Source organism: Streptomyces sp. NPDC088725, from assembly GCF_044751305.1.
Taxonomy (GTDB): domain Bacteria; phylum Actinomycetota; class Actinomycetes; order Streptomycetales; family Streptomycetaceae; genus Streptomyces.
In genome coordinates, this window is sequence record NZ_JBIVLO010000006.1 from 34,630 (window position 1) to 60,909 (window position 26,280).

Below are 26,280 nucleotides of genomic sequence, written 5' to 3' on the forward strand. Positions count from 1 at the left end.
GTGGCGGTACGAGCGGTCCGCGGAGCCGTCCAGCTGGAGCGGGACGAGTCCGGACACATGAGCGACCAGGTCAAGCAGCTCCTCAGCGAGATCCTGGAGCGCAACGGCCTCAGCTCCGACGATCTGATCAGCATCTGGTTCACGGCCACCCCCGACCTGCACAGCGACTTCCCGGCCGCTGCCGCCAGGGACCTGGGCATCGTCGACGTCCCCCTGATCTGCGCGCAGGAACTGGACATCGAGGGCGCCCTGCCGCGTGTGGTGCGTATCCTCGCGCACATCGAGTCGGACCTCCCCAAGTCCCGGATCGCGCACGTCTACCTCGGCGCCGCGGCCGCCCTGCGCAAGGACATCGCCCAGTGAGAACCGCCGTCGTCATCGGCACCGGCCTGATCGGCACGTCCGTGGCCCTCGTCCTGGCGGGGCGCGGGGTCACCGTCCACCTCAGGGACCACGACCCCGACCGTGCCCGCACGGCGGCGGCCCTCGGCGCCGGGACCGACGAGGTGCCCGGGGAGACCGTCGACCTGGCGGTCGTCGCCGTGCCGCCCGCGCACGTCGCCGCCACGCTGGCCGAGGCGATGCGCGGTGGCACCGCCCGCGGCTACCTGGACGTGGCGAGCGTCAAGGGCGGTCCGCGGCGCGAGCTGGAGGCGCTGGGCCTCGACCTGACGTCCTACCTCGGTACGCACCCGATGTCGGGCAAGGAGCGGTCAGGACCGCTCGCCGCGACCGCCGACCTCTTCGAGGGACGCCCCTGGGTGCTGACCCCGGGGCCCGACACCGACACCGAGGTGCTGAACCTCGCCCTGGAACTGGTCTCGATGTGCCGGGGCGTCCCGGTGGTCATGGACGCGGACGCCCATGACCGGGCGGTCGCCCTCATCTCCCACACCCCCCAGCTGATCTCCTCGATGGTCGCGGCGCGGCTGGAGAACGCCGACGAGACGGCGGTCCGGCTGTGCGGCCAGGGCATCCGTGACGTCACCAGGATCGCGGCCTCCGACCCCGGGATGTGGGTCGACATCCTCACCGCGAACCCGGGCCCGGTCGCCGACGTGCTGGCCGGCGTGGCCGCCGACCTGGACGAGACGGTCGGGGCGCTGCGCGCGCTCCAGTCCGCCGACGAGGACAAGCGGCTCGGCGGCGCGGGGGCCGTCGAGGCCGTCCTGCGCCGGGGCAACGCGGGCCGGGCCCGGGTGCCGGGCAAGCACGGCGCCGCGCCGGCCGCGTACGAGACCGTGGCGGTCCTCGTCAGTGACCGCCCCGGCGAGCTGGCGCGCATCTTCGCGGACGCGGGCCGCGCCGGGATCAACGTGGAGGACGTACGGATCGAGCACGCCACCGCCCAGCAGTCGGGTCTGGTCCAGCTGATCGTGGAGCCCCAGGCGGCTCCGGTGCTCGCCTCGGCCCTGCGGGAACAGGGCTGGTCGATCCGGACGTGACGGGGGTGCCGGGGCCCCGTGCGGGGGCGCCGCCGAACGGGTGCATTCGCGGTCCTGAGTTCTCGGTAACCTTGTGGGGGGCGTAAAGACGTCCCACCGCCCTCAGCCCGTGAACCAGGAAGGTGTCCGACACTGTGGAAACCGCTGCCAGGACCGCCCCGGCCGCTGTGATCGTCGCCATCGACGGCCCCTCCGGGACCGGCAAGTCGAGCACCTCCAAGGCCGTTGCCTCCCAGCTCGGACTGAGCTTCCTGGACACCGGCGCGCAGTACCGCGCGATGACCTGGTGGATGATCAGCAACGGCATCGACGTCCATGACGCCGCGGCCGTCGCGACCGCCGCGAGCAAGCCGGTCATCGTCTCGGGCACCGACCCGGCGGCGCCGACGATCACGGTCGACGGGGTGGACGCGTCGGGTCCGATCCGTACGCCGGAGGTCACGTCCAAGGTCAGCGCGGTCAGCGCGGTGCCCGAGGTGCGGACCGTCATCACCGAGCTGCAGCGCTCCGTCGCCACGTCCGCGCCGAACGGCATCGTCGTGGAGGGACGTGACATCGGTACGACCGTCCTGCCCGACGCCGACGTCAAGATCTTCCTGACCGCCTCGGCCGAGGCGCGCGCCGCCCGCCGCAGCGGTGAGCTGGGCAGCCAGGGCGCCGCCGCGGTCACCGCCACGAAGGAGGCGCTGATCAAGCGGGACGAGGCGGACTCCACCCGCAAGACGTCCCCGCTCGCGAAGGCGGACGACGCGGTCGAGGTCGACACCACGGATCTCACGCTCCAGCAGGTCATCGAATGCCTCGTGACCCTGGTGGGGGAGAAGCGGAACGCCAGGTGAGCGGAGCGTCACCGCGGGGCGCCGCGATCGGGCGCGGCATCGGCATCGGGCTGATGCGCACCCTGTGGAGGCCGCGGGTGCTCGGCGCCTGGCGCGTCCCGGCGAGCGGCCCGGTGATCCTGGCCGTCAACCACTCGCACAACATCGACGGTCCGATGGTGATGGGCAGCGCGCCCAGACCCGTGCACTTCCTGATCAAGAAGGAAGCGTTCACCGGACCGCTCGATCCGTTCCTGCGGTCCATCGGGCAGCTGAAGGTGGACCGGGCGGTCGCGGACCGGGCCGCGATCACCGGCGCGCTGGGTGTGCTGGCGGCCGGCGGGGTGCTGGGGATATTCCCCGAGGGCACCCGGGGTGACGGCGATTTCGCGTCGCTGCGCTCCGGCCTTGCATACTTCGCTGTACGGTCCGGCGCGCCGGTCGTGCCGGTCGCGGTCCTGGGAAGCACAGAACGCCGGGGACGGTTGATACGGGGGCTGCCCCCGCTGCGCGGCCGGGTGGACCTCGTCTTCGGCGACGCCTTCGAGGCGGGCGACGGAAGCGGGCGCCGTACGCGCAAGGCGCTGGACGAGGCCACCGTACGACTCCAGGAGCGGCTGTCGGCGCACCTGGAGAACGCCAGACGCCTCACCGGGCGCCAGGCCTGACTTTGAGTAGTGCTCCGCGTGCCGCGGCGCACCGATCACGATGAAGATGAACGAGGTACGGACTTCATGAACGACCAGATCGACTCCGACGACGAGCGCGGAGAGCTTGGCGATGCCGAGTACGCGGAGTTCATGGAGATTGCCGCACAGGAGGGCTTCGACCCCGAGGAGGTCGAGGGCGCGATCGGCGAGGCCGGTCACGGCCCGCTGCCCGTCCTCGCCGTCGTGGGCCGCCCGAACGTCGGCAAGTCGACCCTCGTGAACCGCATCATCGGCCGCCGTGAGGCGGTCGTCGAGGACAAGCCGGGCGTCACCCGTGACCGGGTCACGTACGAGGCCGAGTGGGCCGGCCGGCGCTTCAAGGTGGTCGACACCGGTGGCTGGGAGCAGGACGTCCTGGGCATCGACGCCTCCGTCGCCGCCCAGGCCGAGTACGCCATCGAGGCCGCCGACGCGGTGGTCTTCGTCGTGGACTCCACGGTCGGCGCCACCGACACCGACGAGGCCGTCGTCAAGCTGCTGCGCAAGGCGGGCAAGCCCGTCGTGCTCTGCGCCAACAAGGTCGACGGCCAGAGCGGGGAGGCCGACGCGACGGCCCTCTGGTCACTCGGTCTCGGCGAGCCGCACCCCGTCTCGTCCCTGCACGGCCGCGGTACGGGCGACATGCTCGACGCGGTACTCGAAGCCCTGCCCGACGCCCCGGCACAGACCTTCGGCACCGCTGTCGGAGGCCCCCGGCGCATCGCGCTCATCGGCCGCCCGAACGTCGGCAAGTCGTCGTTGCTGAACCGGGTCGCCAAGGAGGACCGGGTCGTCGTCAACGAGATCGCGGGCACCACCCGTGACCCGGTGGACGAACTCATCGAACTGGGCGGCACGGTCTGGAAGTTCATCGACACCGCCGGTATCCGCCGCCGGGTCCACCTCCAGGCGGGCGCGGACTACTACGCGTCGCTGCGCACCGCGGCGGCCGTGGAGAAGGCCGAGGTCGCGGTCATCCTGATCGACACGACCGAGTCCATCAGCGTCCAGGACCAGCGGATCATCACGATGGCCGTCGAGGCGGGCCGCGCCATCGTCATCGCGTACAACAAGTGGGACACCCTCGACGAGGACCGTCGCTACTACCTGGAACGCGAGATCGAGACCGAGCTGGGCCAGATCGCGTGGGCGCCGCGGGTGAACGTCTCCGCGCTCACGGGCCGCCACATGGAGAAGCTCGTCCCGGCGATCGAGACGGCCCTTGAGGGCTGGGAGACCCGGGTGCCGACCGGCAGGCTCAACGCCTTCCTCGGCGAGCTGGTCGCGGCGCATCCGCACCCGGTCAGGGGCGGCAAGCAGCCCCGCATCCTGTTCGGTACGCAGGCGGGTACGAAGCCGCCGCGCTTCGTGCTCTTCGCCTCCGGCTTCATCGAGGCGGGTTACCGGCGCTTCATCGAGCGCCGGCTCCGCGAGGAGTTCGGCTTCGCGGGTACGCCGATCCACATCTCGGTGCGGGTGCGCGAGAAGCGCGGCCGCAAGAAGTAGGGACATGACAGAGCCGTCGGGCCCGGTGCGGAATCTTCCGCACCGGGCCCGACGGCTTTCACCGGTTCACGACAGGCACCTCAGGCGCCGCGGCGGGGCCCTGGAGGCAGGGCGGCCGGGGTGTGCCGCCCGTTCTGCTGGCGCGGATCCCGCTGCCACGACCCCACGGAGGGCGAGTAGCCGAGCCCGCCGCGAGCGGCGTGCAGTCCGGCGCCGAACGCACCGGCGCCGAAGGCCTTGAAGTCGAGGTTCTCCTCGCCGCTCCGGTCACCCGGCAGCGTTCTGAAGGACCGGCGGTATTCGGAGTACAGCGCGTCGTAGATCGGCGTCATCGAGTACCCGTCCGCTACGTCCTGCGCGGGGCGCATGGAGGGAATCTGGCTCTGGAACTGGGGGCGGGAAGGGTCGTATGAGTGCACGTATGTGCCAACGACCCCGCTGTCCGCGGGATGCGGGCGTTCCCCGGAATTCGCCGTTCGCGCCGCCCGCGCCCCGGGGTGCGTACCGCCGTTCGGGCGGTGCGCCCCACCGTACGTGCGGTCAGCCGTGCCCGCCGGGGAGCGGAGGCTCCGCGCGGCGGGCGGCCCGGTCAGGTGCCGGCCAGCGGCATCGCGGCGGCCACCAGGCGGCCGTTGGCCGCCGCCTTCTCCAGGGCGTCGCGCAGCAGGTCCTCGCGAGGCTGCTGGCCGATGGCGCCGACGGGCGCGGCGAAGACCAGCACGGTGTTCGACCGGTTGGCCGCGGCCCGCCAGCCCTCGGTGACCTGGAGCGGCTGATGGGCCTGCCACCAGGCGACCGGGGTGCTGTTCCCGGCGCCGGGCTGGAGCACGGCGTGCAGCTGGCCCATGGCGAGCAGGACCGACCAGCCGGGGAGCCCGCCGGGAGCCTCCTCGAGGTTGTCGACGGGCTGGAAGCCCTGCTCCTGGAGCAGGGGCAGGAATTCGTCGGTGGTGCCGTTGGATCCCGCCCGGGCGATCGGTCCTGTCGGCTCCACCACCAGGGCGGGGTGCAGCTCTCCCTTGATCAGCAGCAGACCACTGGTGACGCCAAGAACGGCCTGGCCGCCGATGGAGGTGGGCCCCCCGGACGCCTGCGGTTCGCCCCCGGTGATGGACCTGACCGCGCCCTGGAGCTGGTCCTCCGCGACCTGGACGATCTGGGACGGGATGCAGGTGGCGTGGGCGAAGGCGAGAACGGCGGTCTCCTCGCCGACGAACAGCACAGTGCTCGTCCGCTCCTGTTCGGAATCGCCCGGGGTGCGGCAGGACGTGCAGTCGTAGCTGCCCGGGGCGTTCTCGCCGGCGAGCAGCCGGTCGGCTTCTTCGTCGCCGATCTCGGCACGGACGTCCTCGCTGACATCGAGCATGCGCGGCACGGGTGGCTCCTCGGACTTCGGTGCGTGAGCCGGGCTGTTCCCGGCTCGTAGTCAGGACAACGGGTGAGCTGCGGCCGGGGTCACGCGCGAAAGCGAACGGAATCGTTTCGCCACGAGGGGGTCACGATAGGGGCAGTGATCGTACAAATGTGCTCGGTCTTGGCACCGGATGCGGCGTTTTCGCATCTCCCCAGTCGGACCATCAGGACCGCAGCCGGACCACCGGGACCGCGAACGGTCCGGGTCCCAGGAACGTACGCGCCTCTCCCGTCCGCCGCATCCACGCGTGCGGCGCCGGCGGGGGTGACCGAAAGGGCAGAGCCGCATGACCAGACCCACCGGACGCGCCGCGCGCCGTGCGCCGCGCACCGAATGCGCCGCCGACTGCATCGCGGACTCCGCGGGTGGCATCACCTTCGACATCACGGGCCCGGCCAGACCGGACGCGGCGCTGGTGCTGCGCAGGCGCGACGACGATCCCGCGGATCCCGCGGACCCCGCCGGTCCTGCCATCTCCAGTGCCGCCGCCTCCACCGCCTCCGCCCGCCTTGCCGTCTCCGCCGACGAGATGCGGCTGCCGCTGACGTGCACCGGCGGGCCCTGGGTGCGGGCCGTACTGCCCAGCACGGTCGAACTGGCGGAGGGCCACTGGGACGTCCGCACCGGGGTGCGCGGTGAGCGGCCCGTACGGTCCGGCGCCCTGGATGTGCGCGCGCCGGCCGGCCGGAGCCCCGGGACGGGCGGGGTCGCCGCCCGGATCCCGTACCCCACCGCCGACGGACGCCTCGCCGTACGGTCCTGGCTGCGCGCACCGCACGCCGAGGCGCGGTCGGTGCGCTGCGCGCCGGGCACGGTGACGGTCGAGGGCACGCTGTACGGAGCCGAGCTGGGCCGGGGCGCGGTGGTGGAGGCCCGGCTGCGGGGCGGGGACCGGGTGAGCGGGGTGGCTGTGACCGGTGCCGGCGGCGCCTTCGTCTTCACTCTGCCGTACGGCTCACTGGACGGCGGGCCCGCCGTGGACCGGCAGTGGTGGGACCTGTGGCTGCGGCCCGCCCAGGACGCGGCCGGGATACGGATCGCCCGCATCCTGGACGACATCTGGGACAAGCGGGCCCTCGCGCACCCGGTCCACGGCGGTGGTGGCCGGCGGGCCACGCCCTGCTACACCGGCGACAACGACCTGTCCGTGCGGATCGACCCGCTCGACCGGCTCGACCCGGTACCGGTCACCGTGCCCGGCCCGGCTCTCCTCCGGTGGCTCGCGCGGAGTGACGCCCCCGTGTAAAGCGATACATACAACGGCTCCATACGGGTGATTCGGGACGGATTCAACCGGAGCCTGGTTCTGACGGGCACCGGACAGAACCGTACTGTTCGTCGGCGGATTGTGCGGAGAAAACGTGAACACTTCCGACCGTCGAGCAATTCACGCCATTCGACGGCCGGATATCGGCAAAGGAATTCAAAAAGAGAAGAATTATGTGATCGTCGGAGGTCCTGAATTTCTTCTCAGGGCGTCAGGAACGGTCCCGCAAGGAGAAAAAGCCTCTATCGGCCGTTTGGCGTGATCCTGTGACAGAAGTGTGACGGCGAGGGTCCCGAGAACACCGTCGAGGCTTCCTTCGCCGCCCCCGGGCGCCTACGGTGAGTGGCATGGCATCGCTACCGACCCCTCCGGCACAGCCCGACGACGCGCCCGAGTCCTACGTGGGCCTCGACGCCGAGAGCGCCGAACGGCGCGCCAGGGAGCGTGGCTGGACGACGGTCAGAGCGCTGCCGCCGGGCGTGATCATCACCCTGGAATACCTCGTGGGACGGCTCAACTTCGAGGTGGACGGCGGCAAGGTCGTCCGTTGCTGGCACGGCTGAGCGACGCGCGGGCCCGGCTGACGGAACCGCGGGCCCGCTAAGGGTTCCCGGGCCTGACGCAGGGACGCGCGAGGCGTCAGCCGCCCGCCACCGGCCGTGAGTGCGGTGGCCGGCGGCTGCCGCCCGGGGCGGTCGGCGCCCGTTCTGAGCGCACCGTGTGCGGCCGTGACTGGGCGAGCTGCGCGGCCGTGTTCCTGCCGGCCACGTTGTGGCCGCTGTGACCTGCGCCGACGACCTGCCTGGGCGGCTCGTCGCCGCTGGAGGACGGCCGTTGCGGCGGCCCGTCGGGAGACGGACCACCGCCTGACGCGGGCGCGGCCGCGGCCCGTCCGCGGTGTTTGCGCCACCGTGCGCGTACGGCGAAGACGGTCCGCTCGCAGCGGCCGATGAGTGGCTCGGACCAGGGCAGCGCCAGCAGGATCAGCAGGCCGGCGGCCCAGCCGAGCAGGACGTCGCTGAGCCAGTGCGTGCCGAGGTAGACGGTTGTCGCGCCGACGCCCAGCGCGAGTGCGGACGACAGGATCGACAGGTAGCGCCTGGCGCGGGGCGTGGTGGCCAGATAGGCCAGGATTCCCCAGGTCACGACGGCGTTCGCGGTGTGACCCGAGGGAAATATATCGCCGCCGGAGAAGAGTTCGGCGGAGCCGATCCGCGTCGCGTAGTGCGGGCCCAGCCGGCCGAGGCCGATCTTGACCGCGCCGACGGTGATGTTCAGCAGCAGCAGCGCCATGCCCAGGGCGATCAGCGGGCGGAGCGTGTGCTGGCGCCAGGAGCGCCAGCCCAGCCAGGCCGCGATCATCACGGCCGTGGGCCCGCGCTGGCCGAGCACCACGAAGTAGTCCAGGAAGGCGTGCAGACCCGGCCACTGCTGGTAGGGCCGGAACAGCATGACTTTCCAGTCGAGGGTCACCAGCCAGGACGAGGCGAGCACGGCAATGACGATGGCGAGATAGAACGCCAGCGTTCCGCCGAAGAGAGCGATACGGGTGCGGCTCATCCGCGGGATCTCTATCTTCGGCGGTTCCGGCTCCCGGTCCAGTCGGGCGAAGATGTCGGTACGCACGTAATCGACGTTACAGCGAGTGAGTGTCCCGGCAGCTCGTTCAGGTCTCTTTGTGATGACGATGTGATGTGGACTGCGTCTCGGATCGGGCTTTATCCCGGGAGTTCCCGAAAGCCGCGTGACCTTGCGGCCAATTAATCGGCGCGTGCGTTCGGGGAAGTGACTTTGCGCGTGACGGAATTCGTTCACCTTGGCGTCGCACGGAATTTCCCCGGTGCTCGCATGTCCTTCGTTACAGTCTTCCGGGCGGCGCATAGCACAGGTGAGCGCCATGCGCGATATCCAGGGCCGTGTTCTCTGGGGCGGAGAGGTGAGAGATGCACCACGTGCCACACGCGTCAACTCGCGTACGCTGGCGCCGCACTTGCCCCGTCACGTCGGGCCGCCCGTGAGACTACTGTCCCCGCTGGTCCGCCGAGCGCGGGGGATACAGGGGGAGGTACGCGGATGCCGGGCACGACCACGGCCGGAGGGCGGCTGAGCGCCGCTCGTCACGGCGACGGCGGCAACCGCTGGGTCGTCCTGGTCGTCCTCTGCTTCAGCCTGCTGCTGGTCGCGCTCGACGGGACGGTACTGCATGTCGCCGTCCCCGCCGTCACCGCCGACCTCGGCCCGAGCGGGGTCGAACTGCTGTGGATCGTGGACGCGTATCCGCTGGTCTGCGCCGCGCTGCTGATCCTCTTCGGCACCCTCGGCGACCGCGTCGGACGGCGCAGAGTGCTGCTCCTCGGATACGGCCTGTTCGGTGTGGCCTCGGGGATCGCGGCCTTCGCCGGTTCGCCGGGGGTACTGATCGGGGCGCGCGCCCTGCTCGGCGCCGGCGGCGCGATGATCATGCCGGCGACGCTGTCGGTCCTGCGCGCGGTCTTCCCCGACCGGCGTGAGCGGGCGATGGCCATCGGCGTCTGGTCCGCGGTCGCGGCGGTCGGCGCCGCCGTCGGGCCCGTACTGGGCGGCTTTCTCGTGGAGCACTTCTGGTGGGGCTCCGTCTTCCTGATCAACCTGCCGCTGCTCGCCGTCATCGTGCCGCTCGGCCGCCTGGTGCTGCCGGAGTCGAAGGGCGGTACGGACGGTCCGTGGGACGTGCTCGGCGCTCTGACGGCGGCGGCCGGGGTGCTCGGGATCGTCTTCGGGGTGAAGCGGCTCGGCGCCGGTGAGACACCGCTCGGTCCCGGCACCCTCGTGCCGCTGTGCGCGGGAGCGGCCCTCCTCGTCCTCTTCGTCCGCAGGCAGCGGCGCGGGAGCCATCCGCTGATCGACCTGCGGATGTTCGCGAGGCCCGCCTTCTCCACGTCCGTCGGCTGCATCGTCCTGGCCATGCTGGCCCTGGTCGGACTCGAACTGATCGCCGTCCAGTACCTCCAACTGGTGCTGGGCCTCAGCCCGCTGGCGACCGGCCTGCGTCTGCTGCCGCTCACCTTCGCCGCCGTGGCGGCCGGCGCCACCGGATCCGTGCTGCTGCGCAGGGCCGGGCCGCGCCGGATGGTGGCGTGGGGATTCGTGCTCACCGCCGCCGCCGTAGTGACACTGGTCCCGACGGGGCAGCACGACCGGCCCGTCCTGCTGACCGCCGGCTTCGTACTGCTCGGCTTCGGTCTGCAGACCACCCTGTTCGGCGCGTACGAATCCATGCTGAGCGAGTCGCCCGCCGATCAGGCGGGCGGAGCCGCGGCCATCGGCGAGACGTCCTACCAACTGGGCGCGGGCATGGGGATCGCCCTCCTCGGCAGCGTCATGAACGCGGCGTACGCGCCCGGCCTCGCGTCCGTGCCGGGCGTTCCGGCCGGCGCGGGGGCCGCGGCGGCCGATTCGCTGGGCGAGGCCTATCAGGTGGCGACCGGGCTCGGGGGCGCGGCGGGCGAGTCCCTGCGCAGGGCCGCGCGCGATTCCTTCGTCCACGGCCTGCATGTGACGCTGCTGGTCAGCGCGGGTCTGCTGCTGGCCGGAGGGCTGGCCGCGCTGCGGCTGCCGAGGGTCATGGACTGCCGGGAGCCGGTTCCGGTACCGGCGAGCCGCGCGCCCGTGGAATGTCCGGCGGTGGAGCCCCCGTCAACGGAGCACGCGGCGGTGCGGCGTGCCTACGCGGAGCGCGCCTCCTTCGGGAAGGCGGCCCCCTGAGCCGTAACGACCGCTGCTAGCTTGGTCCGGCGGTTCCGCCCGCCGGTTCCGTACGCGCGTATTCATGCCAGTGCCAGTTCGTCCGTGCGAGCCGCCGGAGGCCCCCATGTCCGCACCGTCCGCCCAGAAGCCGCCGCCCTTCGACCCCGGTGACCCCCTGGGCCTCGACGATCTGCTCGACCCGGAGGACCTGGCGATCAGGGACACCGTGCGGAGCTGGGCCGCCGACCGGGTCCTGCCGCACATCGCCGAGTGGTACGAGGCGGGCGAGCTGCCCGGCATCCGCGAACTGGCCCGCGAACTGGGCGCGCTGGGCGCGCTCGGGATGTCCCTGGACGGATACGGCTGCGCGGGCGCCACCGCGGTCCAGTACGGACTGGCCTGTCTGGAGCTGGAGGCGGCCGATTCCGGCATCCGCTCCCTCGTCTCCGTACAGGGCTCACTCGCGATGTACGCGATCCACCGCTTCGGTTCCGAGGAGCAGAAGCAGCGCTGGCTGCCCGGTATGGCGGCGGGCGAGACCATCGGCTGCTTCGGCCTCACCGAGCCCGACCACGGCTCCGATCCGGCGGGCATGCGCACGTACGCCAAGCGGGACGGCGGCGACTGGGTGCTCACCGGACGCAAGATGTGGATCACCAACGGCTCGGTGGCCGGCGTCGCCGTCGTCTGGGCGCGGACCGACGACGGGATCCGCGGCTTCCTCGTCCCCGCGGGCACACCGGGTTTCTCGGCGCCCGAGATCACGCACAAGTGGTCGCTGCGCGCCTCGGTCACCAGCGAGCTGATCCTCGACGGCGTACGGCTTCCCGCCGACGCGGTGCTTCCCGGGGTCACCGGACTGCGCGGACCGCTGGGCTGTCTGAGCCATGCCCGCTACGGGATCGTCTGGGGTTCGATGGGTGCGGCGCGCGCCAGTTTCGAATCGGCGCTGGAGTACGCCAGGACCCGTGAGCAGTTCGGCCGGCCGATCGGTGGCTTCCAGCTCACCCAGGCCAAGCTCGCGGACATGGCGCTCGAACTGCACAAGGGCATCCTGCTCGCGCACCATCTCGGGCGGCGGATGGACGCGGGCCGGCTCAGGCCCGAACAGATCAGTTTCGGGAAGCTCAACAATGTGCGGGAGGCGATCGAGATCTGCCGTACCTCGCGGACGATCCTCGGCGCCAACGGGATCTCGCTGGAGTATCCCGTGATGCGGCATGCGACGAACCTTGAGTCGGTGCTCACCTACGAGGGCACCGTCGAGATGCACCAGCTGGTACTCGGCAAGGCGCTCACCGGTCTTGATGCCTTCCGGTGAACCGATGAGCAGCCTTGGCTCAGCTCTGGTTGAAGAAACCGTCCTGGGCGCGAACGCTCTTGTCCCCGGTGACGATCTCCGTGTTGCCGGGGGTCAGCAGGAAGACCCGGGTGGCCACGCGTTCGATCGAGCCGCGCAGTCCGAAGGCCAGTCCCGCGGCGAAGTCCACGACGCGCTTGGCGTCGGCGGCCTCCATGGCGGTGAGGTTCATGATGACCGGGACGCCGTCCCGGAACAGCTCGCCGATGCCCCGCGCGTCCCGGAAGCTGTCCGGGGAGACGGTGGCGATCCTGCGATCCTGCTCGGGGGCGGCCTGTGAGGCGACGCGTACCCGGGGGTCGGTCTTCCACCGGTCGGCGCTCTCCGCACCTTCGGCGTACTCGTCGTCGTCGTAGTACCGCTCGTCGTTGTCCTCAACGAGGCCCAGCCAGGCACTCGCCTTGCGCACCGATCCCATGGACGCCTCCTTTCACCGCGGTCACTTGTGGTTCCGCATCCCTATCGTCGTCCATAATCCGGATTCCGCGCCAAGGGGATACGTGCCTTGCAGGCGATTCGTGACGGTACCGGTGCAGAGGATGTGGCGATTCGTCAAGGTTCTTCCTGCGTACGGGGGCTGACTCTGGCCAAAATATGAAATTCCGGCCAGATGGGTGACGCGGGGGACGTACGGGTGAACGGATCACTCGATACGCCGTCTCCCGCACAGATGAACGAGGTGGAGGGTTCATCTCTGCGGGCCGCGCCTGGCACTTCGCTCCGACCACGGTCAGTCTCCCGGGGGTGTTACCAACTACGACGGGCTGATCGTCCAGCTTTTGACGGAGACTCAGACCGGGCGTGCCACGACCGGTGGCGCACAGCAGAACTCTTCCCGCTGTGCGGGGCGTGAACCTCCGGAGGCGGCGAAAAGGCGCGGGCACGATGGCCGGGATGCGGGGGAGAGGCGGGAAGCTGACGGCACGTCGGACGCGTGGCAGCCACCCGTCCGCGACGGTGCGCCCGCCGGCGGAGACACGGCGGAGGCACGGCGGTGCGCGGACCGCGCGGCGCGCGTACACGAATTGTGGACATCCCCGGACCGCGCCTTCTTGACGGCGACAGGCACGGCCGGAGACGCGACCAGTGGGTATGGCGGTAGAGCGGTATTGAGGGGAGGGGGGTGGTGCTCTGCGGCTGGTGAAGGCACGGGGAGTGGCGTCGATACGCCAGAAAGACCGAAGGTGCGGGCAGGACCGGGAGTCAGCTCAACAGGACGAGGACCACACGCGACCGAAGTCGATGTGGGAGCGCCTGACCAGCCACTGCTGCGCATACATGCGCCAAGTGGAACAGGCATCCGGTGGTGCGTCAACCACGCCCGGTGCCAGGCGCTTCCGGGGGCAGGCGCTCCCGAGGCGGATGTTCGGGGGCAGCGTTCCGGGCCGGGCAGGACCGTTCAGAGTGTGGACGACCTTGACAGCGGACCGCGCACACGACGTAGCCTCACTGTCGGATTCGGATCGTGCTGAGGGGCTCGGTCCGTCTGCGCAGGTGAAGGCACACCCCGTGTTCGATCTCTGTATCCACGGAGTCTTCGCATGCCTGTGTCCTCGAAACCCTCCCGCATCCTGCCCATGACCCCGGCCCCGACCCCGTCCGTCGTCGTGATCGGGGCGGGCCCGCGCGGTACCGGCTTCCTGGAGCGGATCGCCGCCAGCGCACCGGAGCTGTACGACGGTCTCCCGCTGGACATCCACCTCGTCGACCCGCACGCACCGGGCGGCGGCCGGATCTGGCGCACCGACCAGTCGCCGCTCCTCTGGATGAACTCCATGGCCGAGGACGTCACCATGTACACCGACGACTCGGTACCCCTGGCAGGCCCGGTACGGGAAGGACCCGCGCTCCACGAGTGGGCGCGCGCGGTCCGGGAGGGCCGGGCGCACACCTCGGCCGACCCCGCGCTGCGCGCCGAGATCGCCGCCCTGACCGGACAGTCCTTCCCGAGCCGCCGGGTGCAGAGCGCCTACCTGAGCTGGATGTACGAGCAGACCGTCGCGGCCCTGCCGCCCGGGACCACCGTCCATGAGCACCGCACGCGCGCGCTGCGCGTCAGCGGTCCGCGCGGCGGCCGGCAGCGGGTGTGGCTGGAAGGCCGCACCGAACCCCTGATCGCCGATCTCGTCGTGTTCACCATCGGCCATCTCGACGGTGAACCGGACGCCGAACAGGTGGAGTTGCAGGACTTCGCGCAGCGGCACGGACTGGTCCACCTGCCCCCGGACTTCACCGCGGACAGCGATCTCTCCGCCCTGCGCGCCGGTGAGCCCGTCATCGTCCGCGGCTTCGGACTCGCCTTCGTCGACCTCATGGTGCTCCTCACCGAAGGGCGCGGCGGCCGCTATTCGGGAGACGCCGACCGCGACGACGGCGAGCTGGTCTATCACCCCTCGGGACGTGAACCGGTTCTGCACGTCGGGTCGCGGCGGGGCGTCCCGTACCACTCCAAGCTCGGGTACGGCCTGGACGGCGAACGGCCGCCGCTGCCCCGCTTCCTCGGCCCCGAGCAGATCGGCGCGCTGACCGGCGCGGCGCACCCGCTCGACTTCCGGCGCGACATCAGACCCCTGATCGACAAGGAACTCGGCTACGCCCACTACCACCGCCTCTTCACCGCGCACCCCGAGCGCACCCGGGGCGGCTGGAGCGACTTCGAGAAGCGGTACGCGGACGCCGCGCCCGGCAGCCCCGAGCTGCGCGGCGTGGCGGCCGAGGCCGTCCCCGACCCGGCCGACCGGCTCGACCTCGAAGCCCTCGACCGGCCGCTCGAGGGGCTGCGCTTCTCCTCGTCCGACGCGCTCCAGGACGGACTGCGCGACTACATACAGGCCGATCTCGCCCGCAGACACGACCCGTCCCACAGCGCGGACCTCGCCGTTTTCCTCGGACTGCTTTCGGTCTACGGCCAGTTGATCCGTCTCGGCGACCTCGGTGACACCGGAGGCGAGTGGCACGGCTTCTTCAGCTACCTCGCGTCCGGGCCGCCGGGGCCCCGGCTGCGCCAGCTGCTCGCGCTGTCCCGGGCCGGTGTCGTCCGCTTCCTCGGCGCGGGTACGACCGTCGAGGCGGACGAGCGGAACGGGATCTTCCGGGCCGGCGGCGCCGGCGTACCGGGGGAGCACGTCGAGGCGCGCGCCCTGGTCGAGGCCCGGCTGCCCGACGCCTCGCCGGCGCGTACCCGCAGCCCGCTGCTGCGCGCGCTGTACGAGGAGGGTGCCGCCGCGGTCTCGAACGGGCTGGTCCGCGTCGATCCCGGGGACGCGCGGCTCGTCGAGAGCGACGGCCGGCCGCACCCGCGCCGCTTCGCGCTCGGCCCGTACACCACCGCGCGCTCCAGCGGCGCGTTCACCCGGCCGCGTACGGGCGGTCCCGCGTTCCGGCAGAACGACGCGGCCGCGCGGACCGTGCTCACCTTCCTGCGCGACCTCTCCGCACCCGCGCCGGTGGGCGCGGACGCGGGACCGGGAGCGGACGCGGGACTGGGCACGGACGCCGAGTTGAGCGCCTGATCCGGGCGCGGGTCCCGGACGGGCGAGCCCGGCCCCGGGGCCGCCCGGAACGGCGCCCAGTACCCGTTTTCCGTGTGCGCTCCCGCAGTTGAAAGGCCGCCATGTCCGCCATCCGCCCCCTGCGTCTGGCCGCGGGCATCGTCTTCACCCGGCACAGTGGGCTGGAGTCGGGAGCCGCGCCTTCTGTGCCGGCGTCAAGGCACGGCTCGCGGCCTACGGCAGGAGCCCCGCCGAGCTGAGGATCAGGCCGGTGGCCACCGTCCTCGGCGACACCGACGCGCAGGCGCGGGAGCGGGCCGGCGATCCACGCTGAGGTCGCACCTGGGTCTTCCCGACCCCGTGTGGAAGGCTTGACCACCATGAGCACTGATGTACGCGACGCGCATGACGCATTCTCAGACCCCGCCGGGGAGTGGAAGCACTGGCACGACCGGCGGACCGCGCAGGTGGCGGAACCGCACGGCCCGCTCTCCCTCACCGGTACGCACTGGCTCGCCGACCACCCGGACGGGCGGGTGCCGGCCGTTCCCGGCGTGTGGCGGGAGGACGGCGACGAGGTGGTACTGACCGCGGCGGTCAACGACGGACTGACCGCCGACGGCGAACCGCTGGACGGCGAGATCCGGCTGACCGCCGACCGCGGCCCGATCCAGGAGTCGCGGATCGCGTCCGGCGAGCGCCGGCTGGTCCTCCTCAGCCGCGAAGGGCTCTGGGCGGTACGCGACTTCGACCCGCGCTCCGACGCGCGGCGCGCCTTCCGGGGCATCGAGGCGACGCCGTACGACAGCCACTGGGCGCTGGCGGGGCGGTTCCGCCCGTACGACGAGCACCGCACGGTACGGGTGGAGAACGCCGACGGGCGCGAACGGGGCCTCGGCCTCGGCGGCGAGATCGCCTTCACCGTCGACGGCGCGGAGCACACGCTCCAGGTCGCGGTGGAGCCCGACGGCTCGCTCTGGGCGGTCTTCGCGGACACCACCAGCGGAAAGGGCAGTTACCGCTTCCGGTTCCTGCGTCCGGCGCCGCCCGCCGCGGACGGCACGGTCGTCGTGGACTTCAACCGCACGCTGCTGCCGCCGTGCGCTTTCGCCGAGCACTTCATCTGCCCGTTCCCGCCGCCGGGCAACACACTGCCGATCGGCGTCCCGGCGGGTGAACGGAATCTCGCCACGGGCTGACAGCGCCGTCCGGCGCGCTGACAGGAGCCGTCCGGTACTGTTCCCGGTCGCTGAAACACGCCGTGGGACGGTGAATTCAAGACAGGGCTGGACCTTACCCCCTGCTGAACCGGTGATCGCACCGAGTGTTCGCAAACGGGATCGTTCCCGCTCGGACTCCCGGGCGGTCCCGCGGTGGAGATCGCGTGGGCGTATGCGGACTGTCATGTGCGCGTCCTGAAGCCGACCTTGTGTGTTACTGGCCGGTCTAGGAATAGTGGGCGGCTCATCCTCCGTGCCGGAGCACCCCACTTGCTCCGGCCCGGTCCCCCACAGGAGGTCAGTGTTGAAGAATCGACACATATCCAAGAAGCGGGCGGCGGTGGCCGGCACAGCCGTTGTCGCTCTGGTGGCGGCGGGTCTCACTTTCCAGACTGCGAACGCCAGCGAGGGATCGCCTCAGTTCACGGTGAAGTCCCTGACGGCGACGGCGGCCGGAAAGCTCTCCTCCACCCTTGGTAAGGACTTGGGCGCGGACGCGGCCGGTTCGTACTACGACGCCTCGTCGAAGGCGCTCGTCGTGAACGTCGTCGACGAGCAGGCGGCCGAGGTCGTACGCCAGGCCGGCGGCAAGGCCAAGATCGTCGCGAACTCCCTCAAGGAACTGAAGAGCGCCCGGCAGACGCTCAGCGACAAGGCGTCCATCCCGGGTACGTCCTGGGCCGTCGACCCGGTGACCGACAAGGTGGTCGTCACGGCCGACCGTACGGTCAAGGGCGACGCGCTCGCCAAGCTCGACAGCGTGGTGAAGGGGCTCGGCGGCAAGGCCGAACTCAAGAAGACGGCAGGGGAGTTCAAGCCCCTGATCGCCGGCGGCGACGCGATCTGGGGCTCCGGCGCGCGCTGCTCGCTCGGCTTCAACGTGGTCAAGGGCGGCGAGCCGTACTTCATCACCGCCGGGCACTGCACGGAGGCCGTCCAGAGCTGGTCCGACTCCCAGACCGGTGCCGAGATCGGGGCGAACGCTGCCTCCGCCTTCCCGGGCACCGACTACGGGCTGGTCAAGTACACCTCCGACGTGCCGCACCCCAGCGAGGTCGACCTCTATGACGGCAGCACCCAGCCGATCACGAAGGCCGGCGAGGCGACCGTCGGCCAGACGGTGACCCGCAGTGGCTCCACCACTCAGGTGCACGACGGTCAGGTCACCGGACTCGACGCGACCGTGAACTACGGCAACGGCGAGATCGTCGACGGACTCATCCAGACCACGGTCTGCGCGGAGCCCGGCGACAGCGGCGGCGCGCTCTTCGCGGGGAGCACCGCTCTCGGCCTGACCTCGGGCGGCAGCGGCGACTGCTCCTCGGGCGGCGAGACGTTCTTCCAGCCGGTACCCGCGGCGCTCTCCGCGCTGGGCGCCGAGATCGGCTGACCGGAACGGCTCCGCTGACCGGAACGTTCTGAGGAAGTGCCCGGCCCACCACTGGTGGGCCGGGCACTTCCGGTTTTCCGGCGGTACGGGGCCCGGAAGCATGGCGGTGCGAGGCCCGGAAGCGTGATCGTACGTACGTTCGAAACTTGGTCTATGGTGGAGAACCGGGGGGTGAGATTCGGTTCGGTCCAGAAAGACCCAGGAGGTGCGGATGCCCGGCTTCACGCATCTGCGCACGGTGTCCGGGTTCTCCCTGCGGTACGGCGCCTCCCACCCGGAGCGGCTGGCGGAGGCCGCCGCCGAGCGGGGCATGGACGCCCTCGCCCTGACCGACCGCGACACCCTCGCGGGCACGGTCCGCTTCGCCAAGGCGTGCGCCGGGGCGGGGGTCAGGCCGCTGTTCGGGGTGGACCTCGCGGTGGGCGAGCGGGCACGTGAGAACGGCCCCACCGAACGCCGGCGCACGCCGGTGCGCGGCGGCGCCTTCATCGACGAATCCGCGCCCCGCGCGGTCTTCCTCGCACGCGACGGCGCGGCGGGCTGGGCCGACCTGTGCAGGCTCGTCACCACCGCGCACGCCGGCGGGGACGGCGGTCCGCTGCTGCCCTGGCAGGACAACCACGGCGACGGTCTCGTCGTCCTGCTCGGGCCCGACTCCGAGGTGGGCCGCGCCCTCGCGGCGGGACGCCCCGACCGCGCAGCGCGACTGCTCGCACCCTGGCGCGAGAGCTACGGTGACGCGCTGCGCCTGGAGATCACGCACCACGGACGTACGGGGACGGGCCCGGGATCGCTGCGGCAGGCCGCCCGGACCCTCGGCTTCGCCACCGAGCACGGCATACGGGCCGTACTCGGCAATGCCGTGCGCTACGCCGACGCCGGGCAGGGCCCGGTCGCCGATGTCCTCGACGCGGCCCGCCGCCTGGTCCCCATCGACCCGCGCAAGGGCCTGGACACCGGGGAGCGCTGGCTCAAGGATCCGGCCGCGATGGCCCGTACCGCGGAGCTGGTCGCCGAGGCCGCCGGGTTCCGGCGTGACACCGCGTACCGGCTGCTGGCCCTGACCGAGGAGACCGCGGCGAGCTGTCTGGTCGACCCCGAGGACGACATGGGGATCGGCACCGTCCACTTCCCGGAGCCCGGCCTGGTCGGCGCCGACCGCCGTACCGCCGCGCGGGTGCTGCGCTCGCGCGCCGCCGCCGGGATGGTGCGGCGCGGCTACGACCGGCGCCCCGACCACCGGGCGTACTGGGCGCGGATGGACACCGAGCTGCGCACGATCGACACGATGGGCTTCGCCTCGTACTTCCTCACCGTCGCGCGGGTTACCGACGACATCCGGGAGATGGGCATCCGGGTGGCCGCCCGCGGCTCGGGCGCAGGATCCCTGGTCAACCACCTGCTGGGGATCGCGCATGCCGATCCGGTCGAGCACGGCCTCCTGATGGAACGGTTCCTCTCCACCCGGCGGCCCGGCCTGCCCGACATCGACATCGACGTCGAGTCCGCGCGCCGGCTCGAGGTCTACCGGGCCATCCTCGACCGCTTCGGACCCGAGCGGGTCGCGGCCGTCGCCATGCCGGAGACGTATCGGGTGCGGCACGCCGTACGGGATGTGGGCGCTGCCCTCTCCATGGACCCGGCCGACATCGACAGGATCGCCAAGTCCTTCCCGCACATCCGCGCCCGCGACGCGCGTGCCGCGATGCGGGAACTGCCCGAACTGCGCGCGGTGGAAGGTGAGTTGCGGAAAGCGGGCGAGAAGTACGGCCGGCTGTGGGAGCTGGTGGAGGCGCTGGACGCGCTGCCGCGCGGAGTCGCCATGCACCCGTGCGGGGTGCTGCTCTCCGACGCGTCGCTGCTGCGCCGTACACCGGTGGTGCCCACCAGCGGGGAGCACTTCCCCATGTCCCAGTTCGACAAGGAGGACGTCGAGGACCTCGGGCTGCTCAAGCTCGACGTACTGGGCGTACGGATGCAGTCGGCGATGGCCCACGCGGTCACCGAGATCGAGCGCGCCACGGGAGAGGTGCTCGACCTCGACGATCCGGCGCAGGTGCCCGAGGGCGACCCGGAGACGTACCGGCTCATCCGCTCCGCCGAGACCCTGGGCTGCTTCCAGATCGAGTCGCCGGGCCAGCGCGATCTGGTCGGCAGGCTCCGGCCGGCCACCTTCCACGACCTGGTGGTCGACATCTCGCTCTTCCGTCCCGGCCCGGTCGCGGCCGACATGGTGCGGCCGTTCATCGAGGCCAGGCACGGCCGGGCGCCCATCCGCTATCCGCACCCGGACCTGGAGGAGCCGCTGCGCGAGACCTATGGGGTGGTGGTCTTCCACGAGCAGATCATCCAGATGGTGGACATCATGACCGGCTGCGGCCGGGAGGAGGCGGACAAGGTGCGGCGGGGTCTGTCCGACCCCGGATCGCAGGGCAGGATCCGCGCCTGGTTCGAACAGCGGACCCGGCGGAAGGGGTACGCGCCCGGAGTGACCGCCCGGGCCTGGGAGATCGTGGAGGCGTTCGGTTCGTACGGGTTCTGCAAGGCGCACGCGGTCGCGTTCGCCGTGCCGACGTATCAGTCGGCCTGGCTCAAGGCGCACCACCCCGCCGCCTTCTACGCCGGGCTGCTCACGCACGACCCGGGGATGTACCCGAAGCGGCTGCTGCTCGCGGACGCGAGGCGGCGCGGAGTGCCGGTGCTGCCGCTGGATGTGAACCGGTCGGCGGTCGCTCATAGAATCGAACTGGTGTCTGAGCGTGCGGAGTCGGCGGGGGCCGGCGGGCCTGGTGTGTGGGGGCTGCGGCTCGCGCTCTCCGACGTCCACGGCATCAGCGAGGCGGAGTCCGCGCGGATCGAGTCGGGGCAGCCGTACTCCTCGCTGCTGGATTTCTGGCAGCGGGCCAGGCCGGGCCGGCCTGTTGCCGAACGGCTGGCACAGGTGGGCGCGTTGGACAGGTTCGGCGCCAACCGCCGTGATCTGCTGCTGCACTTGTCCGAACTGCACGGCGCGCAGCGCCGGTCGGGGTCCGGCACGAGGCCCGGGTCCGGGGGCAGGTCCGGGGCTCGCGGTGACCAACTCCCGTTCGACGGCGGGCAGCGGGCCGCTCCCGCGGGTCTGCCCGACCTGGGCGACGCGGAACGGCTCAGCGCCGAGCTGGGCGTTCTCGGCATGGACGCGTCCCGTCATCTGATGGAGGACCACCACGCGTTCCTGAAGGAGCTGGGCGTGATGCCGGCCAAGCGGCTGCGTGACGTGCCGCACGGCGCGACCGTATTGGTCGCGGGCGCCAAGGTCGCCACGCAGACCCCGCCGATCCGCTCGGGCAAGCGGGTCATCTTCACGACGCTGGACGACGGCACGGGCCTGGTCGACCTCGCGTTCTTCGAGGACAGCCACGCGGCGTGCGCGCACACGGTCTTCCACTCCTGGCTGCTGCTGGTGCGGGGAGTGGTGCAGCGGCGCGGCTCCCAGAGCCTGAGCGTGGTGGGCGCGGCAGCCTGGAATCTGGCGGAGCTGGTGGAGTTGCGGGAGAAGGGCGGTCTGGAGGCGGTGGCGGCGGCGCTGAACGCGCCGGCGCCTTCCGGAGACTCGGCCGGGGGCGACGGCAGGCGTATCAAACTTTCCACGGGCTACGAGATGAGCCCCTGGTCCGACCTTCAGCCGGCCGGTGAAGGCCTGCCCACCGGGCGGAAGTTGTGGCACTCCAGTCCGGGGAGCGCGGGATGATCCTCTGCGTGCGGTTTCGGTACGCGGCCGAACCGGATGGCGGTTCCGGCGAAGGCTCCCGGGGCGGGTCCGGCAGCGAGGCGGGCGCAGGGTCCGGTATCGAGGCCGCGCTGCCCGTGCTGCTCGGGCTGGCCGAGGACATCAGCCCGGTCGTCCAGGCGCTGCCGCCGGACGCCGCGCTCGTCGATGTCCGGGGCGCCGAGCGGTACTTCGGGCAGGACGCGCGAGGGCTCGCCGCCGTCCTGCGGGTGCGCGCGCTCGCGCACGCCGGCGCCGACTGCACGATCGGCGTGGCCGCCACCCCGATGCTCTCCAGGATGGCCGCGCGGCGGGCCGAGCCGGGAACGACGCTCGTGATCGCGGACGGGGAACGCGAGGTGAGGCGGTTCCTGGCGCCGATGCCGGTCGCCGCCCTGCCCGGTATCGGCACGGCCACGGCCCGCGCGCTGCGTGCGTACGGAATCGACACCGTCGGGAAAACGGCGGGCGTGCCGCTGTCGACACTCCAGCGGATCGCGGGGGTGCGGATGGGCCGCGAGCTGTACGAGAAGGCACAGGGGATCGACCGTACGGCGGTTGTGCCGAACGCGGCAGCCCGCTCGCTCGGCGCCGAACGGACCTTTTCCCGGGACGAGTTGGACCGGGACCGGCAGCGGCGGGCGCTGCTCTCGATCACCGAGGAACTGGGCGTCCGGATGCGCGGGACGGAGCAGGTGTGCCGTTCCCTGACTCTCACCGTGCGGTACGCGGACCGCTCCACGACCACCCGTACCCGTGTCCTGCGCGAGCCGACCGCCCACTCGGCGGCGCTCAGCTCAGCCGTGTACCGGATCCATGAGTCGCTCGGGCTGCAACGCGCGCGGGTACGGGCCCTCTCCGTGCGGGCCGAGGATCTGATCCCGGCCGAACGGGCCACGCGCCAGCTGACGTTGGACCCCGTCGACGACCGGGCGCGCCGGATCGAGGCGGTGGCGGATCTGGCCCGCGCGAAGTTCGGCCCCCAGGTGCTGATGCCGGGGTCGCTGGCCGCGTGACGGCAGCCACATTTTTTACCGACGCGTAACTTCCCTTCGTCAATCTACTCGTGCGTAACTTGTCATGAGTACAGTCATCCCTTGTGGTCCGGGCCATGTGAGCTGACAGCCGTCGCCATTCTCTTGAGTCGCAAGGAGACCGCCTGATGCTGCCCTGGAAACGTACGCTCGGCCCCCTGGCCGGGCTGCTGTTGGCCGCCACGATCACCGTCACCCCCGCCGTCGCGGCGACCGCCCCGGCCACCTCCGCCCCCGTCTCCGCGACGGCCGCCGGGCAGTCGGCCGTCGCGGCGAACGCCGACGAGACCAGCAGCGGTTGGAACGACTACTCCTGCAAGCCGTCGGCCGCCCACCCCCGTCCGGTCGTTCTCGTCCACGGCACCTTCGCGAACGGCACCGACAACTGGCTGATCCTCGCCCCGTACCTGGTGGACCACGGCTACTGCGTCTTCTCCCTCGACTACGGGCAGCTCCCCGGCGTGCCGTTCTTCAACGCCCTCGGCCCCATTGACGAATCGGCCGGGCAGCTCGCCACCTACATAGACGGCGTCCTCGCCGCCACCGGCGCGGAGAAGGTCGACATCGTCGGTCACTCCCAGGGCGGCATGATGCCGCGCTACTACCTGAAGTACCTGGACGGGGCGGCAAAGACGAACGCCCTGATCGGCATCGCGCCCAGCAACCACGGCACCACCCTGCTCGGACTGACCGGACTGCTGCCGTACTTCCCCGGAGCGGAGGACCTGCTGACGGAGAACACCCCCGCGCTCACCGACCAGGTGGCGGGCTCCCCGTTCATCACCAAGCTCAACGAGGGCGGCGACACCGTCCCCGGCGTGCACTACACCGTCATCTCCACCAAGTACGACGAGGTGGTCACGCCGTACGAAAGCCAGTTCCTGGAAGGCCCCGACGTACACAACGTGCTGCTCCAGAACCTGTGCGCGGCCGACTTCTCGGAGCACGTGACGATCGGGACCACCGACATGATCGTCAACCACGAGATCGCCAACGCCCTGGACCCGGCCAACGCCTCCCCGACCACCTGCGGTTCGGTGACCGGCTGACAGCCGTCGGGCTGTCTCCCCTCCCGCCCTCGGTGAACGCGCTGTTCGCCGGAGGCGGGCGGTGTGCGTCACCGGACGTCCGCCGCCACGTGGTCAGTTGATCCAGCGGTAACGGCGCTCCGGCCGGCCCGTGCCGCCGTAGCGCAGGGTCACCTCCGCCCGGCCCGTGTCCACGAAATGCTCCAGGTAGCGGCGGGCGCTGACCCGGGACAGCGTGCCCGCGTCCGCGCATTCCGTCGCCGACAGACCGTCCGGATGGTCGCGCAGCGTGCGTTCCACCAGGTCCGAGGTGTGCGGCGCGAGCCCCTTCGGCAGTTCCCTGCTGCCCGGCGGGCGCGTGCCGAAAATCTGGTCCACGTCCTCCTGACGGGCCTCGCCCAGTGCGGCGAGACGGCTGCGGAGCGCGGCGACATGGCGCAACTGGTCCTGGAGAGCGGCCTGGTTGAACGGCTTGATCAGGTAGTGCAGCGCACCGGTGCGCAGCGCCGCGCGGATGACACCCGCGTCCCGGGCCGCCGTGATGACCAGCGCGTCGACGCCCGTACGGCTCGCGTCACGCTCCTCCGCCGCGCGCAGCTCGCGCAGTACGGAGATGCCGTCCATGTCCGGCAGATAGATGTCGAGCAGGACGAGATCCGGTCGCAGCCGCTCGGCCGCGCGCAAGGCGCCGGCGCCGTTGTGCGCCACTCCGACGACCGTGAAGCCGTCCATCGCGGACACCACACGGCTGTGCACCTTCGCGACCATGAAGTCGTCGTCCACCACCAGCACTTTCATCACGCCGTCACGCTAGTGCCCCGCCCGGCAGCCTTTGCCCGTCACGACGCCCGGCACGCGCGCTGCCGCGTTGGCCAAAAGCCCGAGTAGCTCCGCCACGAGGGCTCCCGGCCGCCTTGCGATCACACACACCGGACGCCGCTCCCCGACGGGCAGACATTGCCGATCGCGACACCGAACCGCGACCACAACGACCACAACGTCCGTTGGTTCCGGAAGAGAGACAGCTTGTTGACGCGCGGGCAACATGTGGCCCACTTCACAGCTCCGAAAGGCGGCTCACGTGCGATTGCGCACTCCACTCGCCCTGCTCGGGTCCGCGCTGCTCGTGCTGGTGGGGCCGCCGCTGCTCACCACGGGCAGCGGTTCCGGCGCCGGCACGCAGATCCCCGGCCTCCAGTTCATGGTGCCCAACTCGCCGGGCGGCGGGTACGACATCACGGCGCGCACCCTGGCGAAGAACGCCGAGGACGCCGAACTCGGCCACAACATCGAGGTGTTCAACCTGCCGGGCGCGGGCGGCACCGTCGGTCTCACCCGGGTCGCCGGTGAGCACGGCAATGGCAAGCTCGCCCTGTCCATGGGCCTCGGGGTCGTCGGCGCCGTACGCACCAACAACGCGCCCAAGACACTCGCCGACACGACTCCGATCGCCCGGGTCAGCGAGGAGTCGGACATCGTCGTCGTCGCGAAGGACTCCCCGTACAAAACGCTCGGCGACCTGCTCGCGGACTGGCGCGCGCATCCGGCCAAGGTGCCCGTGGGCGGCGGGTCTTCGGCCGGCGGGCCCGACCATCTCGCGCTGATGCTGTTCGCCAGGGCCGCCGGCATCACACCGAAGGACGTCAACTACGTCCCGTTCGACGGCGGTGGCGAACTGCTCGCCTCGATCCTCGGCAGCAAGATCGCCTTCGGCGTCTCCGGCGTCGGCGAGTACCGCGACCAGATCGAGGCGGGCGAACTGCGGCTGCTCGCCGTCACGGGTCCCGAGCGCGTCCCCGGTCTGGACGGGCCGACCCTGCGTGAGGCCGGAGTCGACACCGACTTCACCAACTGGCGCGGTGTCGTCGCACCGCCCGGACTCTCCGACGCCGAACGCGCGAAGCTGCTCGCCTTCTTCACGAAGCTGCACGACTCGCCGCAGTGGCGGGAATCCCTCAAGAAGAACGGCTGGGACGACGCGTTCCTGACCGGCGAGAAGTTCGGCGACTTCCTGGCGGCCGAGGACAGGCGCGTGGAGTCGGTGCTGAAGGAGCTGGGACTGTGACCTCAGGAACGGGAACCCCCGGCATCCCCGCCCCCGACACACCGACTTCCAGCACCCACGCCTCCGACACACCGGCCCC

General features: G+C 71.4%; 22 protein-coding genes and 1 pseudogene. 18 read left to right on the top strand and 5 right to left on the bottom strand.

Features of this window, described 5'->3' with window-relative positions:
* The 5 genes from aroH to der all read left to right on the top strand — a co-directional run bounded on the left by aroH (position 1) and on the right by der (position 4,458).
* Positions 1 to 363: a chorismate mutase gene (aroH, locus tag ACIP6N_RS16515; RefSeq protein ID WP_401816294.1), complete on the top strand. Its 363-nt coding sequence runs from the start codon at positions 1 to 3 to the stop codon at positions 361 to 363.
* Positions 360 to 1,445 carry a prephenate dehydrogenase gene (locus ACIP6N_RS16520; protein ID WP_401816297.1) on the top strand — a complete coding sequence of 362 codons (1,086 nt, stop codon included), beginning with the start codon at positions 360 to 362 and terminating at the stop codon, positions 1,443 to 1,445. The genes aroH and ACIP6N_RS16520 overlap by 4 nt, the downstream gene beginning before the upstream one ends.
* 122 nt (positions 1,446 to 1,567) lie before the next feature.
* On the top strand, positions 1,568 to 2,284 hold the full coding sequence (cmk, locus tag ACIP6N_RS16525; RefSeq protein ID WP_401816299.1) for a (d)CMP kinase: 717 nt from the start codon (positions 1,568 to 1,570) through the stop codon (positions 2,282 to 2,284).
* Positions 2,242 to 2,931: a lysophospholipid acyltransferase family protein gene (locus tag ACIP6N_RS16530; protein WP_401816302.1), complete on the top strand. Its 690-nt coding sequence runs from the start codon at positions 2,242 to 2,244 to the stop codon at positions 2,929 to 2,931. The genes cmk and ACIP6N_RS16530 overlap by 43 nt, the downstream gene beginning before the upstream one ends.
* A gap of 66 nt (positions 2,932 to 2,997) precedes the next feature.
* Positions 2,998 to 4,458: a ribosome biogenesis GTPase Der gene (gene der, locus ACIP6N_RS16535; RefSeq protein WP_401816305.1), complete on the top strand. Its 1,461-nt coding sequence runs from the start codon at positions 2,998 to 3,000 to the stop codon at positions 4,456 to 4,458.
* Positions 4,459 to 4,538: 80 nt separating this feature from the next.
* Here the strand turns inward: der and ACIP6N_RS16540 are convergent, their stop codons facing one another.
* Positions 4,539 to 4,826, bottom strand: a complete 288-nt coding sequence (locus tag ACIP6N_RS16540) for a hypothetical protein (protein WP_401816307.1) — start codon at positions 4,824 to 4,826, stop codon at positions 4,539 to 4,541.
* A gap of 221 nt (positions 4,827 to 5,047) precedes the next feature.
* Complete coding sequence (locus tag ACIP6N_RS16545; protein ID WP_401816308.1) at positions 5,048 to 5,833, bottom strand: hypothetical protein; 786 nt, start codon at positions 5,831 to 5,833, stop codon at positions 5,048 to 5,050.
* Positions 5,834 to 6,158: 325 nt separating this feature from the next.
* Between ACIP6N_RS16545 and ACIP6N_RS16550 the strand changes: the two genes are divergently transcribed.
* The 3 genes from ACIP6N_RS16550 to ACIP6N_RS16560 all read left to right on the top strand — a co-directional run bounded on the left by ACIP6N_RS16550 (position 6,159) and on the right by ACIP6N_RS16560 (position 7,702).
* Positions 6,159 to 7,118, top strand: a complete 960-nt coding sequence (locus tag ACIP6N_RS16550) for a hypothetical protein (protein WP_401816310.1) — start codon at positions 6,159 to 6,161, stop codon at positions 7,116 to 7,118.
* 115 nt (positions 7,119 to 7,233) lie between these two features.
* Positions 7,234 to 7,401, top strand: coding sequence for a hypothetical protein (locus ACIP6N_RS16555; RefSeq protein WP_401816312.1), 168 nt, complete (start codon positions 7,234 to 7,236; stop codon positions 7,399 to 7,401).
* Between the two features lie 85 nt (positions 7,402 to 7,486).
* On the top strand, positions 7,487 to 7,702 hold the full coding sequence (locus tag ACIP6N_RS16560; RefSeq protein ID WP_401816313.1) for an I78 family peptidase inhibitor: 216 nt from the start codon (positions 7,487 to 7,489) through the stop codon (positions 7,700 to 7,702).
* Between the two features lie 76 nt (positions 7,703 to 7,778).
* On the opposite strand, the gene ACIP6N_RS16565 is transcribed toward ACIP6N_RS16560, so the two are convergent.
* Positions 7,779 to 8,765, bottom strand: coding sequence for a phosphatase PAP2 family protein (locus tag ACIP6N_RS16565; RefSeq protein WP_401816314.1), 987 nt, complete (start codon positions 8,763 to 8,765; stop codon positions 7,779 to 7,781).
* Positions 8,766 to 9,212: 447 nt separating this feature from the next.
* Here ACIP6N_RS16565 and ACIP6N_RS16570 point away from each other — a divergent pair, with 447 nt between their 5' ends.
* Positions 9,213 to 10,883 carry an MFS transporter gene (locus ACIP6N_RS16570; RefSeq protein ID WP_401816316.1) on the top strand — a complete coding sequence of 557 codons (1,671 nt, stop codon included), beginning with the start codon at positions 9,213 to 9,215 and terminating at the stop codon, positions 10,881 to 10,883.
* Between the two features lie 106 nt (positions 10,884 to 10,989).
* A complete protein-coding gene (locus ACIP6N_RS16575; RefSeq protein ID WP_401816318.1) occupies positions 10,990 to 12,186 on the top strand; it encodes an acyl-CoA dehydrogenase family protein in 1,197 nt (398 codons plus the stop codon).
* 19 nt (positions 12,187 to 12,205) lie between these two features.
* Here ACIP6N_RS16575 and ACIP6N_RS16580 read toward each other — a convergent pair whose 3' ends face one another.
* On the bottom strand, positions 12,206 to 12,643 hold the full coding sequence (locus tag ACIP6N_RS16580) for a cell division protein SepF (RefSeq protein WP_401816319.1): 438 nt from the start codon (positions 12,641 to 12,643) through the stop codon (positions 12,206 to 12,208).
* Positions 12,644 to 13,802: 1,159 nt separating this feature from the next.
* Between ACIP6N_RS16580 and ACIP6N_RS16585 the strand changes: the two genes are divergently transcribed.
* The 7 genes and pseudogenes from ACIP6N_RS16585 to ACIP6N_RS16615 all read left to right on the top strand — a co-directional run bounded on the left by ACIP6N_RS16585 (position 13,803) and on the right by ACIP6N_RS16615 (position 24,157).
* Entirely contained in the window at positions 13,803 to 15,737 is a 1,935-nt protein-coding gene (locus ACIP6N_RS16585; protein WP_401816868.1) for an FAD/NAD(P)-binding protein, read from the top strand.
* 128 nt (positions 15,738 to 15,865) lie between these two features.
* Positions 15,866 to 16,050: pseudogene (locus ACIP6N_RS16590) on the top strand (F420-dependent methylene-tetrahydromethanopterin reductase); the annotation flags it as partial.
* A gap of 46 nt (positions 16,051 to 16,096) precedes the next feature.
* On the top strand, positions 16,097 to 16,915 hold the full coding sequence (locus ACIP6N_RS16595) for a DUF1684 domain-containing protein (RefSeq protein WP_401816320.1): 819 nt from the start codon (positions 16,097 to 16,099) through the stop codon (positions 16,913 to 16,915).
* Positions 16,916 to 17,240: 325 nt separating this feature from the next.
* On the top strand, positions 17,241 to 18,326 hold the full coding sequence (locus tag ACIP6N_RS16600) for a S1 family peptidase (RefSeq protein ID WP_401816321.1): 1,086 nt from the start codon (positions 17,241 to 17,243) through the stop codon (positions 18,324 to 18,326).
* 211 nt (positions 18,327 to 18,537) lie between these two features.
* Positions 18,538 to 22,056, top strand: a complete 3,519-nt coding sequence (locus ACIP6N_RS16605) for a DNA polymerase III subunit alpha (RefSeq protein ID WP_401816323.1) — start codon at positions 18,538 to 18,540, stop codon at positions 22,054 to 22,056.
* Complete coding sequence (locus tag ACIP6N_RS16610) at positions 22,053 to 23,090, top strand: DNA polymerase thumb domain-containing protein (protein WP_401816325.1); 1,038 nt, start codon at positions 22,053 to 22,055, stop codon at positions 23,088 to 23,090. Before ACIP6N_RS16605 ends, ACIP6N_RS16610 begins: the two co-directional genes overlap by 4 nt.
* 146 nt (positions 23,091 to 23,236) lie before the next feature.
* A complete protein-coding gene (locus ACIP6N_RS16615) occupies positions 23,237 to 24,157 on the top strand; it encodes an esterase/lipase family protein (protein ID WP_401816326.1) in 921 nt (306 codons plus the stop codon).
* Between the two features lie 93 nt (positions 24,158 to 24,250).
* Here the strand turns inward: ACIP6N_RS16615 and ACIP6N_RS16620 are convergent, their stop codons facing one another.
* A complete protein-coding gene (locus tag ACIP6N_RS16620) occupies positions 24,251 to 24,934 on the bottom strand; it encodes a response regulator (protein ID WP_401816869.1) in 684 nt (227 codons plus the stop codon).
* A gap of 283 nt (positions 24,935 to 25,217) precedes the next feature.
* On the opposite strand from ACIP6N_RS16620, the gene ACIP6N_RS16625 reads away from it, so the two are divergent.
* Positions 25,218 to 26,201 carry a Bug family tripartite tricarboxylate transporter substrate binding protein gene (locus tag ACIP6N_RS16625; RefSeq protein ID WP_401816328.1) on the top strand — a complete coding sequence of 328 codons (984 nt, stop codon included), beginning with the start codon at positions 25,218 to 25,220 and terminating at the stop codon, positions 26,199 to 26,201.
* Positions 26,202 to 26,280 lie beyond the last annotated feature (79 nt).

Coding starts and splice junctions, on each gene's coding strand:
- ACIP6N_RS16530 (WP_401816302.1), top strand. CDS start 2,242: ATGCCTCGTGACCCTGGTGGGGGAGAAGCGGAACGCCAGGTGAGCGGA.
- der (WP_401816305.1), top strand. CDS start 2,998: ATGAACGACCAGATCGACTCCGACGACGAGCGCGGAGAGCTTGGCGAT.
- ACIP6N_RS16540 (WP_401816307.1), bottom strand. CDS start 4,826: ATGCGCCCCGCGCAGGACGTAGCGGACGGGTACTCGATGACGCCGATC.
- ACIP6N_RS16550 (WP_401816310.1), top strand. CDS start 6,159: ATGACCAGACCCACCGGACGCGCCGCGCGCCGTGCGCCGCGCACCGAA.
- ACIP6N_RS16560 (WP_401816313.1), top strand. CDS start 7,487: ATGGCATCGCTACCGACCCCTCCGGCACAGCCCGACGACGCGCCCGAG.
- ACIP6N_RS16570 (WP_401816316.1), top strand. CDS start 9,213: ATGCCGGGCACGACCACGGCCGGAGGGCGGCTGAGCGCCGCTCGTCAC.
- ACIP6N_RS16575 (WP_401816318.1), top strand. CDS start 10,990: ATGTCCGCACCGTCCGCCCAGAAGCCGCCGCCCTTCGACCCCGGTGAC.
- ACIP6N_RS16580 (WP_401816319.1), bottom strand. CDS start 12,643: ATGGGATCGGTGCGCAAGGCGAGTGCCTGGCTGGGCCTCGTTGAGGAC.
- ACIP6N_RS16585 (WP_401816868.1), top strand. CDS start 13,803: ATGACCCCGGCCCCGACCCCGTCCGTCGTCGTGATCGGGGCGGGCCCG.
- ACIP6N_RS16595 (WP_401816320.1), top strand. CDS start 16,097: ATGAGCACTGATGTACGCGACGCGCATGACGCATTCTCAGACCCCGCC.
- ACIP6N_RS16605 (WP_401816323.1), top strand. CDS start 18,538: ATGCCCGGCTTCACGCATCTGCGCACGGTGTCCGGGTTCTCCCTGCGG.
- ACIP6N_RS16610 (WP_401816325.1), top strand. CDS start 22,053: ATGATCCTCTGCGTGCGGTTTCGGTACGCGGCCGAACCGGATGGCGGT.
- ACIP6N_RS16615 (WP_401816326.1), top strand. CDS start 23,237: ATGCTGCCCTGGAAACGTACGCTCGGCCCCCTGGCCGGGCTGCTGTTG.
- ACIP6N_RS16620 (WP_401816869.1), bottom strand. CDS start 24,934: ATGAAAGTGCTGGTGGTGGACGACGACTTCATGGTCGCGAAGGTGCAC.